Source organism: Legionella fallonii LLAP-10, assembly GCF_000953135.1.
Lineage (GTDB): Bacteria > Pseudomonadota > Gammaproteobacteria > Legionellales > Legionellaceae > Legionella > Legionella fallonii.
The window spans coordinates 210460-223504 of the sequence record NZ_LN614827.1; the positions used below are offsets into that span (position 1 = coordinate 210460).

The following is a 13045-nucleotide window of genomic DNA, read 5'->3' on the forward strand; positions in this document are numbered from 1 at the left end:
TTATTCTCAATGTGTTTTAAGTTAACTAATTCATGAATCACTTGTTGGCACTGAACTTTCTTGACGGGAATTGCCGGCCTCTATTTAATCGTATAGTTATTTTTGGGGGGCGGAAGTATCATTTAAATTTTCTATTTCCGACCGATTCTCATCAGTACCTGCTTTCACCTTATCCGTATTGGCAAATAACGATTGATGATGTTTTGGTTCTCTATCAACTAATGAATCCTTTTCTGAGCTTTCTTCGGCTATGAGTTTCGGATCAACTAATGCATCATTTTCAGCCTCTTCTTCATCTATGAATTCTGGATGTTTATAAAAATAGGCATAGGTGGATGGTATGGTTATTTTAACCTCATGTGTTTCCTCTACTGGTGTTATAAAGTATCGGAATATCGGCCATTGGCTTATCATGTTTCTAAAGGATAAATTGCCACTTAACCAGGCTTGCAGATTAGGGAATAAGATACCTTCACCTCTCCACCAAGCCTGGAAATTGCGTGAGAATGCAAACATATCTCTAAAGCCTAAATCGCCTTTCCACCATGATTGTAAATTGGGAAATAATTTTCCTTGTCCCTTCCACCAGGCTGTGAGATTGGGTATAAAAGCAGCTGGATATTTTAGAATACTGACACGACCATCATTAGCGGCATTGTATCGTTCATGAATTTTCACGGTTCGCTTTTCGATGACTTCAACTTGATGCATATTTTTTTCTTGCAATTCTTTCATCGTCTTAAGCCATGCTTCTAACTCTTTGGGCTTTTTCATTTCTGGAGGCTGGTTATTTCCCAGTAAGGCTCGTTTAGCCTCAGGCAAGCTTTCAGTAAATTTATTCCATAGCTCTGTTGCCTTTTGGCAATGCTCAGCAAGTTTTTCTTCAATTTCACTAATATTGGGTTCTTTCTGTTGTATTTGTGCTTCAATTGCTTGCTGAGCATTTTCCTGGCTAAGACTAATTTGTTCTAGGAACTGGCTCCAGGATTCGGCTGACTCTTCATCTTCGAGTAGGAGCTTTTCATATTTTTTGGTATAAGCTCCCAAAAGATCATCAAAGCCTTTATAGAATAATCGATGAAGCTTCTTCGTAATGGTTGAGAAAATTTGCAGGCGTCTAATGAATGCTTCTGGATTTAAATAAAAGTCGGTATTAAGGTAATCTATCCCAAAATCCTGTTTTAATGAGTCTACCGTTAATATCATTTGCGTCGTTCCAATTTGCCCAAAGCGACCTGAACGACCAACTCCTTGAATATAATCACGTTCGTCCTTGGGAAGATAAGCGTGGAGCACCCTTAATCCTGCTGGACCAGGTATAATGTCCACACCGCGACCTTGCATCTCCGTTGAAATGGTTACTTGTCCCGGTTTACCTGCCTCATTTTTGATATACTCGGCTTCAGAAATTCCATCTTCATAATCAGTGGCAGCATGAATACGGGTAATTTTAGGTAAGCCGTTCTTATCTTTGTTTGATTCCAGGCGGCGTTGTAACGCATCGTAAAGTTCTCTGGATTGATTGTCATCTTTGCATATTATTAAAGTAGGCTCATTTTTTGCGCGTGCTTCCAGAATAGAAGTAACAAACGTATCGATACAATTTTTATCATTGTTACAAATAATGATGGGGCGATCATATCGATGTAATCCTTTATGCCTCGGCACGTAAATGAATTTTGTTTTAAAATAAGTTTTCGCTTCTCTTTGTTCCAGCTCGGTGCCTACAGTACCAGTCACTGCCATGAGATTACCTCTATCATAATCCTTAAGCATAGTATTGGCTGAGGTGGTTGAGGCGATTTGTCGTTCAGGAGCTATATCGAATTGACGCCCTTTACTCTTACATTTTTCCAGAATTTCTTTTAGATAAGGATTAATCACCTCAGAGTCAGGTGCTTTCATTAAACGATTAAGCTCAGCGTGCAAACAGGCATGAACACCCTCAGAGAATCTGGCATTCTCATTAACACGACCGCCGATAAGACACATTGCTGCAGCTACTTTTTTACTGCCTAAGTCAGTTGAAATAGTCGCTTCTGAGACAACGGAATAATCAATATTGTACTCAAGATGGCGAGCACTATAAGCCGCATCCTGCCACTTTTCTAATTGTTCTACTTTAAATGTTTTTACAATATTAAATAGGTCTGGATTTCTTGCTTCAATAAAATCAAGGAGTTGCTCCGTACAGCGTTTTTTGTTTTCAAGGTAGGTTTTTTCCGTTTCGCCTTGCGCAAAAAATTCCATGAGTAATGGGAAAAATGGAACGAGCTTAATATTAATTTTGGGGGTTTTGGATGCAAAATTATATTTTGTATTTGAAACATCGAAGAAGGTTACATCTGCTTCATCGAGTGTCAGTGTACGTTTTTCTTTGTTAGGATCTATGACCTGATTTGCTTTATTCTGCATATGGCCTTTCTTGCGGAATAAGAATAAGTTGGCAGGATCGGAGACGTTAATACCGCCAATTTTATAATCTTCAATTTTGGATGAGGCGGTAATAAAATTAACTTCAGCGCCCAACGATTTAAAAAAGGGCAGTGATTCAAGATAGTCGCGTTCCGCAAGAGCAAGATTGCTGGTAAGAAAATCGACCGTATTGCCTTTAAGAAATTGGCAGGCGTTTATAAGCATAAGGATACGTGTTTTTCCTTCGCCGGTTCCAATTTCAGCTGTGACTTTTCTTCCCGTTTCAAGCATAGAAAGAATAGCCATAATTTGAGTGGTATTTAGTTCAAATGATCGTCCAGGTATTTGAACATCACCAACAAACTCAGGAGTGCGACCTTTGCAGCGATGCAGCAATTCAGCAGCCAACATGACCAACTCAATATGATTTGCATGCGATGTATTTTTATAGTCTTTGAGTTGCTGTAAGATGGATTCCGTCGATAAGGTTTTAGCCTTCTCAGATTGAGACTCAATGTCTAAGAGGTATTCTTGTGTAAATATTTCTTGTACTTCAGGCATTTTTGCTACAATGCGCTTTGCTTCACCCAGTTTGAATCCATTTTCTTTTTCACGCCCATCATGACCATTCGGTAATGCACAAGGATTTTTATCAAACTGTTCATAAGTTCTATTTAAATCCTCTCGATTGGTCGAGTTTTGGGTCCACGACATAAATTTTTCTAAGGGGGGATAAGGAGCTTGTTGATAAAAATCATGCAAACAATCGATGACCACTTGTTGTTCTTTATTGGCACAAATAAAGGAGAGAAAGGCGTTAATTTCTTCTTTGCCGCATTTCACATTATTGTTCATTTGGGAGATAACGGCATTAATAAAATCTTTTTTAATGGTGTTATTTAATGATTGGTAGTCAGGTGTATTAAACAGAGCCACTAAGTCTTTAACACCTCGACCAGGTAGGCCACCAACATAATGATACATTAAGCTCAGGACAAGATTTTGGTCATCAAGAAGAATCAAATCGTCGATTAATTGACAGATTTCATTATGATTTTTGCTGATATCATTGGGTGAAAGCGATAGGGCTTTTGCAATGAAGTCATTGGCACGAATGGTGATATTTCCGTATTTACTAATTAATTCTTCTTTTTTATCATGAAGATGAGTTACAACGTCTTGAAAACGGGTATTCATCTTGAGTCTTAGTTGTTTTACATCATTTTGAGTATCAGCTGCTAATGTGGAGAGGCCTTCACTGTCTAGGCTAGAAAATTCATCTTTCATAATGCTTGGAGAATAGCTGCCGAAATTGGTTACAAAACGCCACGCTTTTACTAATAAATTTCTACTATTGTGTTCTGCAGTCCTTTCTTCAGCGGCAGAGTTTATTTTATCAATCAGATCTCGAATCTTTCGGCACTGTTTAAAATAATTCGTATCATTAGGTGCTAGTGCAATAAGTGCTTCAATTTTATTGCGAATTTCCAATAAACCATGAAGGGTTTTGTCATCGGTATTAAAGTGTTGAATTTGTTTTTCTAAATCATTTAATTCGGAGCTGGTGGGATCTATAGTCGCTGCGAAACTTACTTGCTCATGGGCGCTTTGTAATGCCTGTAATGGACTTTGGCAGACCAGGTTCGCCGCAAAATTGAATGCTTCCTTACGTTCTATATTTTTACTTAAGAGGGCTGGAAAGAGAATGTTAATCAAATAATCGCATTTCGCCAGATTATTTCGGTCAGTTCCACCATGCAGTGCGCGTTCTCGAGCTATAATCAAGTACTGTTCTAATGCTGCAATATTTTTGTTCGAAGTTAGAGTCTGAACAAGGGTTCTAAATTGTTGTATATAGGTTGGTGGTCTGTCTTGCTTGTTACGTGATAATATTCCATCTGTTTTAAGAGCGTCTAGGCAATACTCAAAAAATTTGGCGTTTTGTTCAGGAATTAATTGATTCGTTAGCGCTACCAAATCTGTTACTAGTTGCGTATGGTAACCTTTTTCCTCATCCTCATCAAAGTAACTAGCCAAAGTCTCTATAGCTCGTCGTGTTTCCTTGTGATGGCAATCCAGGCTATCAAAGAGTACATCAAAATTCACTTCATCTTTAATATCAAGCAAAATATTGCCATCAAAATGTTTTCCATAGCGCTGATGCAACCATTCACGTATTTGCTTTTTGGACACCGGCTGTGGCGTGCACAGTATGTCTAAGAGTTCATTTTGAATTTTATCGAGGGTATTAAGATCTAATCGGTTAGGCTGTGCTCTGTCTTTGATCAATTGCAATAGAGATAAACCATAAGGCAGCAAATCTTGAATGATGTCTTTGTAGTTCGGCTTTTTAATCCCTGTGACGCGCTCTTTATAACGCTCAATGAGTTGTTCGAGCTTATCTTTTGATTCATATTCTAAGTGAAAAGTAGTGAGTAAGGGGAGCAATACCTGGCGTGGATTATGTTCCTCTTTGCTGAGCGTATTATGTTTTTTATCAATCAGTGTTGTACTAGAACTAACAAATTGTTCTAAAAGTGTCACATCCTTTGTTTCCGGGAAAAATTGTCCTTGCGCGTTTGCTTTTACTGTTTCTGTCTTGATAAGGCGTATTGCCTTGCTCATCGCATCAGGGTAGTCACCGTATAATGCAGCAGCTTTGTCCATTTTAACCAACATATCCTTTTGTACGGATTTCATATCCAAAAGCGATAGCGCCGGGCTTAAAAACTGATATTCGGACAGCGTTAATAATTTATTTAAATAACTCATTGGAGGAACTAATGGCATGTCCATAATAGGTTTTAGTATTGTATTACGTACTTCTGGATATCCCCCTTCTGACTCTATACCTTGTGTAAGGGCAAAGCGTGCTAAACCACTACGGTTTGCTTTGATACGCTCCATATAGGCGAGCTCTAGTGTTCGAACTTGGAAGATATTCCATTCTTTATAAACATTTTCAACATCTAAAGGGGTGTCTTTGTCAGTACTCGTTGCTTTTGCTAAAACATAGACCATGCGCAGTTTATTTTGGTTGGTGAGCACTGTATTGGAAAGAATCTCATTTAAAATTTGTTCATATTGTTTCAGCGGCAGGTGCTGTTTTTGCTGAGCAAGAAAGCGATAAAAAGCGGGTTTGATACGCTCAGGAGCACTCTCAGGAGTACGCTCTATGATCGTTTTCATTTCTGCCAAATCAGGGTGTTGTTCTCCTAATTTCATCTCAGGAATAATGAAATGCACATCAGCTTGTTCGGAAACATCTACATTGCTGATACATTTCCACTGCACCTCTCTATCTTGAGGAGGACATTTTTGCAGCAGTGCAATCATGTGAGACAGCGTTGTAGGAAGATTTTTCTTGTATTGAATCGTGTTGATGTTGTAGAAGGGTAAGCCCATTTCTTCAATGGCTACAGTAGCTTCAGTGAATACTTTAAATAGATAAGGTAAGTCACTGTATCCTTTAGTGATATCAACATGGTTTTTTATTAGAGCGACCCACCAACTTCTTTTTTCTGCATTTAAGTTAGCAATTTTTGAAATTGTTTCATTAAAAGCGCTATCTTGAATGACGGGTAAGTAGCTTGGCATGTATTTTAGCAGCAGAGCATGCGACTCCTGAAAGGCTGCTGTTTTGTACGGGTCACTATCGTATTCCCAAGTCTTAAACAAGCACTCAAGTCCTTCTGGGCCGTATTGACCCACGACATCCAAGAGAGCGTCATATTGTTCAATACCTAGTTTAAGTGTCTCAGTCCAATGATTTAATTTATTTTTCAGTGCTTCGTTATTACGCACTAGATAGTATATGGGGTGATCTTCCGTGCGTGCGGTTCGGGCCTTGGGAAATGTTTTTCTAAATACTTGCGCATCGCTTCGGTTAGTAATTTGCTCCCAGATATTTTTCTCAGCCTTGAATATATCTTGAGACAGTAGTTCATTAATAATACGTGCTGCCATTGGTGAGCGTTCAAGTTTAGGTGGCTCAACTAATGTGGGAGGAGGTGTCTTGGTTTTAACAACAGTTTCTTCTGCTTTAGGACTCTCATGAGTAGATTCTTCATATAAAGTAATCTCAATTTTGGGTTTAACCTTTTTAGGACGTATACGTCCTTTGGGAGCTTCTTGAATAATTTGTGGATCTAATTCTGCTGATGGTAGCGCACCAGTAATTTGCTTTTTATTTTTTTCTAAAGAATGGTTGGAAATAAGATTATCAAGTTCAAGTTGTATTTTATTTTGTTCAAGATGAGCTGGAAGAGTGATTTCAACAGCAAAGAGTGCTGATTCAGGCTCTTGTAAATAGTTCAAAATAAATCTAGCTTGATCTTCTGTCATGGCATCGCCATGAATGATGAGGCGTTTTGTAGGGCTATGAATTAAGCTTAATAAGGCTTGTTTTATTTCGTTTGTTCTGGAGCTAATCTCAGCTGCCGTCAGGGCACCTAATTCAATAGTAACTTCATCAGTGCCAAGGTTTTGTAGTAGTAAGCCTACATCTGTAGGATTTGTTGCTGCATTTTTTCTGGCATTTATTGCATCATCTGATATAAGCGATTCTACTTCTGGATTATTTAACATATTACATAGCCTCAAGTTAAGAAGTTAAAGAAGGACTTGAGTGATTGTGTCCAATATACATCCATTATGGTTGATAAATATTAAGGTAATATTAATTTTGGTTAGTGATTTTCTAGACAATAAAAAAGTTATTTTGACCAAAGAAAGAGATAACTTGGCCAATTAAGCTATTTCTGGTGTACCTACCGTTGGTTTAATTGAGCTTGCTCGCCCCAAAGCGCGCCATAAATTGTACTCAACTAATGGTGCGCAAGAACAGGGCAAATAGGTGATAAATAGAATGATATTATTCGATGTGTATTATTTCCATGCAATTGGTTCCGCCTGGCATTCCTATTCTTTGACCGCGAGTTAATAAAACATAACCCTTATTCTCTAAGTGTTTTAAGTTAACTAATTCATTAATTACTTGTTGGTGCAGTTCTTCCAGCTTGAATTGATGAAAATCGAGATAGATAGGGTAGACATTATTGACTAAACTTAAGCGGCCAATGGTTCTTTTATTGGCGGAAACTGCAAAAATAGGTACCGTACCGTGTTGTCTAGATACCCACAACGCCGTATCACCTGATTCAGTAAGCGTGATGATTGCCTGAATGGGAAAATGGTTTGCCGCATGCATAGTAGCCATTGCTATAGCCTGATCGGCTCGTTGATAATGGCAGCTTTCTGCATTGGCATCGTAGAAAAAGCTAGCATGTTTTTCGGCACTTAAACAGATCTTGTTGACCATGCTAATCACTTTCACTGGATAAAGACCACTAGCCGTTTCAGCAGAAAGCATTACGGCATCAGTCCCATCAAGGATGGCATTGGCTACATCAGATACTTCCGCTCGTGTTGGTTGCGGACAACTGATCATCGACTCCATCATTTGCGTCGCAGTAATTACTACTTTATCTAGAAGACGAGTTTGCTCGATAATTTGTTTTTGAATCGCAGGAACTTCCGCCGCACCGACTTCAACCCCTAAATCACCCCGAGCAACCATAATGGCATCAGCTTCTTGAATAATCTCTGTCAGTTGTTCTAGAGCTTCTGTGCGTTCAATCTTAGCAATAATGGGCGTTGTGAGGGCACCAAATTCTTGCATTAATTTGCGCGCATGGAGAATGTCAGCAGCGTCTTTCACAAAAGATAAGCAGATGTAATCGACTTCTGCTTTTATTGCCGTGCGCATATCTTCAATGTCTTTTTCCGTTAAAGCTCTGGCAGCCAGACCGCCACCTTTACGATTCAATCCTTTAAGGTCGGTTAAAACTCCTCCTTCTATGACCAGACAATGAATTTTATGGACGTTGATTTGCATTACTTCTAATTCAATAACACCATCATTGAGTAATAAATGATCGCCTACGGAGAGTTCATTGGCTAGGTTAGGATAGGCTACAGAGACCCCTTGCTGATCGCCTAATACGTCAGTAGCTAAGCAATCGAGAGTAAAGAATTGGCCATCAACTAAGGTAATGGATTTGTCTTTGAACCGGCCTATGCGTATTTTTGGACCTTGTAAATCCGCCATAACTGCCAAAGGGCGATTTAGCTCTTCGGCAATTTTGCGCGCGGAGGTGATCAGTTCAAGAGCTGTGGCTGCAGCGTGAGAAAAGTTAATTCGAATGACATCGACCCCCGCGCTGAGCATAGCACGCAGCGTTGAAGGGTCTTTACTTGCGGGACCTAAAGTGGCAACTATTTTAGTTCGGCGTAACATCTTTAGCTCGCTCCTGCAAAATGGCAACGGCTGGCAAGGTTTTTCCTTCCAAATACTCCAGAAACGCCCCACCTCCTGTGGAAATATAAGAAATTTGCTGATTCAGATCATAGAGATCGACTGCGGCTAAAGTATCACCGCCTCCGGCGATAGAGAACGCATCGCTTTCTGCGATTGCTATGGCCAGTGCCCGTGTTCCATAGGCAAATTGAGCGAACTCAAAAACGCCTACAGGGCCATTCCATATGATGGTTTTAGCTAAATCAATGATATCAAGATAATTGCTAATGGTATCGGGGCCAATATCAAGAATCATATCGTCAATGGCAACATGAGCTAATGATTTATTAAAGGCAGGACAGTGCTCACTAAAGGTTTTGCCAACTACCACATCAGTCGGTAAAGGGATCACACATCCTTTTTCTTTTGCTAAGGCAATTATTGCGCGCGCCTCATCCAAAAGCTCGGGTTCATAAAGGGAAACACCAATTTCAAAACCTTGAGCTTTGAGAAATGTATTAGCAATCCCGCCACCGGGAATAAGATAATTCACCATGCAAACTAGCTGTTTTAATAGGCTAAGCTTGGAGGAAACTTTAGCTCCACCGACAATAGCGACTATAGGTTTTTCTGGAGCTTGTAGCACTTTATGTAAGGCTTCCAATTCTTTGACTAGTAGCGGCCCTGCAACAGCAACAGGTGCATATTGGGCTACGCCATAAGTCGACGCTTGAGCCCTATGAGCAGTCCCAAATGCGTCCATAACAAACACATCACAGAGCTTAGCTAATTTTTTCGCCAGATCGGAATCGTTATTTTTTTCCCCGGGATTAAAACGGACGTTTTCACAAACGACTAATTCACCAGGTTGTATCGCGATTCCATCCAAGTAATCAGTAATGAATCTGACCGGATAATTCAGATTCTCTTTTAAATAATCCGCGATAGGTTGTAGGGAGAATCGACTATCAAACGTACCTTCTTCTGGACGGCCTAAATGTGAAAGCACCATCACCGCAGCTCCTGCATTAAGAGCTGCTTTTAGCGTAGGTAATGCGGCTTGCAATCTTTGGTCGCTGGTGATTATCCCATCTTTAATTGGCACATTTAAATCTTCACGAATTAAAACCCTTTTATTTTTTAGGTTTATATCGCTCATTTTTATCAGATTCATTAGAGATCCTTAGCAACTCATCATTTGGTGTGCTGTATCCAGCATACGGTTTGAGAATCCCCATTCATTGTCGTACCAAGCAACTATTTTTACTAAATTACCAAATACTTTAGTTTGGGTGGCATCAAATATTGATGAGGCAGGGTTGTGGTTAAAATCACAAGAAACCAATGGGTCTTCATTGATTTGCAATATTCGGCTTTTTGCTTTTCGTACCAAATCATTGACTTCATCCACTGTTGTATCGCGGCTAGCAGTGAACGTTAAATCAATAACAGACACATTAAGAACGGGTACTCGCATAGCGAAACCATCGAGTTTTCCAGCCAATTCTGGCAATACTAGACCTACAGCAGAAGCGGCACCTGTTTTCGTAGGGATTATTGATTGAGCAGCGGCACGAGCACGGCGCAGATCTTCATGACTACCGTCTAATAGCATTTGATCGTTGGTGTAGGCATGGACGGTATTAAGTAAACCATGCTCAATACCTAGTGCATCATTTAATGGTTTAACAACAGGGGCCAGGCAGTTAGTAGTGCACGACGCATTGGAAACAATAATATCCGAGTTTTTAAGCGCAGTATGGTTGACGCCATAAACTATAGTTGCGTCAACTCCTTTGCCAGGAGCTGAAATTAATACTTTTTTAGCTCCGGCAGTAATATGCTGCATGGCGGCTTCTTTACTGGTAAAAAAGCCAGTACACTCTAAGACCAAATCAATATTAAGTTCTTTCCATGGTAGGGTTTTGGGATCGCGGTGAGCAAGAACTTGAATCGCATGCCCATCGACAACCAGCATATTGCCCTCAACGCTTACCTCTGATGCAAACCGACCGTGGGTGGTATCAAAGCGAGTAAGGTGTGCGGTAATATCAATACCTGATAAGTCATTGATTGCAACGATATCAAATTCATTTTGTCTATTGTATTCAAAAATCGATCTTAAAATGCAACGACCAATGCGGCCATAGCCATTAATCGCGACTCGTATTGCCATAGTACTTCTCCGAGTTAAAGTGTATATCTTGTAAATTACAAAGGGTATAACGTGTTACACAATGGTTTGTTTAGTTAATGTATCTAATGTATTTATTATTTTCTCAACAGTAATGCCCAGAAAGTCAAAAGCCTTAGCCGCTGGAGCAGAAACACCAAAGCGGTCTATACCAATCACTGCGCCATCTAAGCCAACGAATTGATACCAATAAGCGCTGCTGGCTGCTTCAATTGCTATACGTAGGCGTACTTCTTTGGGTAATACCTGATTTCTATACTTACTGTCTTGCGCTAGAAACAGCTCACCGCACGGCATAGAGACCACTCTTACTTTAAGCCCCTGTGCTTTTGCTTGTTCTGCGGCAGCTAGTGCTAAATGAACCTCAGAACCTGTTGCAATTAAGATAGCATCGGGCTTTCCTTCGCAGTCAGCAATAATATAACCCCCTTTTTTAATCAATACGGCAGCATCCGCACGATGTGGCAATGCAGGTAAATTTTGCCTTGAGAGCAACAATGACGCTGGGCCATTATGATGCTCCAGAGCTTGCTGCCATGCAATAGCTGTTTCCATGAGATCTGCTGGACGCCATACAGTCATACCGGGGGTCATGCGTAACATCGCCGCATGTTCTATAGGTTGATGGGTGGGCCCATCTTCACCTAGACCAATGGAGTCATGGGTAAATACATAAATGACTCTTTGTTTCATTAATGCGCTTAAACGAACCGCATTACGGGCATAATCAGAGAAAACGAGGAATGTTCCCCCATAAGGAATAAATCCACCATGTACTGCTATACCATTCATTATAGCTGCCATGCCGAACTCTCGTACGCCATAATAGAGATAATTACCCGAAAAGTCGTGAGGAGTAATGGCTTTACTGCCTGACCAGTCTGTATTGTTCGATCCGGTTAGATCAGCTGAGCCTCCTAACATTTCTGGTAATAACGAGGCAAAATGTTCGATGCAGAGCTGAGATGTTTTTCTCGTTGCTATGGCTTTGTCGTTGCTACGGCATTGATTTAAAAAGGCAGTAGTTTTTTCTTGCCAAGAATCTGGTAAATCGCCATTAATACGGCGTAAAAATTCAAAATGTTCCTCAGGATAACGTTGTTGGTATTTTTGCAACATGGTTAACCAGCATTGTTCTTCTTCATCACCTTGTTTGCCATGGTTCCAGCCTTTATAAATAGTATCTGGAATTTCAAAAGGAGCATGGTGCCAATTAAAAAATTGACGAACTTTAACTATATCGTCGGCACTTAAAGGAGCCCCGTGTGCTTTTTCACTTCCGGCAACCGATGAACCTAGGCCAATGATGGTTTTACAAATGATTAGGCTTGGCTGGGTGGTATTGGAACGAGCTTGGATAATAGCTTGCTCTATAGCATCCATATCATGGCCATCTATAGGGCCTATTACTTGCCAGTTGTATGCCCTAAATCGTCCTGCAGTGTCGTCGGTAAACCAATACTCCACGTTACCGTCAATGGAGATACCATTGTCATCGTAAAAAACGATAAGTTTGTCTAAACCCAAAGTTCCTGCAAGAGAGCAGGCTTCATGAGATATACCTTCCATTAGGCAGCCATCGCCGGCAAAAGCGTAAGTATAATGATCTACCAAATTCATATCTTCACGATTATAGTGATTGGCAAGGAGCTTCTCGGCTATGGCCATACCTACGGAGTTGGCTAAGCCTTGTCCTAATGGCCCCGTTGTCGTTTCTACTCCAGGCGTATGCCCAAACTCTGGATGCCCAGGCGTTTTAGAATTAAGTTGACGGAAATTTTTGAGTTCTTCTATGGATAATTTATAACCGGTTAAATGCAGTAAGGAATAAAGCAGCATTGAGCCATGGCCATTAGATAAGACAAATCGGTCTCTATCAAACCAGTACGGATTATTAGGGTTAAATTTTAAGAATTTTTTCCATAAAACCGTTGCTATATCTGCCATTCCTAAAGGCATTCCCGGATGTCCTGATTGCGCTTGATTTACAGCGTCGACACTTAATATGCGCAAGGCATTAGCTAATTCTTTAGAAAGATTCATGCGTACTCTTCGGCATTTTACTGAGGGTCTTATTGTCGCTCAGAAGGCATAATTCATCAAGAAAACAGTTTAACTTTAGTCGAGACTAATGTAAA

General features: G+C 40.2%; 5 protein-coding genes. All 5 read right to left on the reverse strand.

Annotated features, from left to right (window positions below):
* Nucleotides 1-96: 96 nt before the first annotated feature.
* The 5 genes from LFA_RS00855 to tkt all read right to left on the reverse strand — a co-directional run bounded on the left by LFA_RS00855 (nt 97) and on the right by tkt (nt 12950).
* Nucleotides 97-7002, reverse strand: a complete 6906-nt coding sequence (locus LFA_RS00855; protein ID WP_065814351.1) for a preprotein translocase subunit SecA — start codon at nt 7000-7002, stop codon at nt 97-99.
* Nucleotides 7003-7288: 286 nt separating this feature from the next.
* Complete coding sequence (gene pyk / locus LFA_RS00860) at nt 7289-8713, reverse strand: pyruvate kinase (protein ID WP_045094515.1); 1425 nt, start codon at nt 8711-8713, stop codon at nt 7289-7291.
* Nucleotides 8697-9887, reverse strand: coding sequence for a phosphoglycerate kinase (locus LFA_RS00865; protein WP_045094516.1), 1191 nt, complete (start codon nt 9885-9887; stop codon nt 8697-8699). Before LFA_RS00865 ends, pyk begins: the two co-directional genes overlap by 17 nt.
* A gap of 9 nt (nt 9888-9896) precedes the next feature.
* Entirely contained in the window at nt 9897-10889 is a 993-nt protein-coding gene (gene gap, locus LFA_RS00870) for a type I glyceraldehyde-3-phosphate dehydrogenase (protein WP_045094517.1), read from the reverse strand.
* A gap of 54 nt (nt 10890-10943) precedes the next feature.
* The gene (tkt, locus tag LFA_RS00875; RefSeq protein ID WP_045094518.1) at nt 10944-12950 is read right to left on the reverse strand and encodes a transketolase; all 2007 of its coding nucleotides are present in this window, start codon (nt 12948-12950) and stop codon (nt 10944-10946) included.
* Nucleotides 12951-13045: the final 95 nt, after the last annotated feature.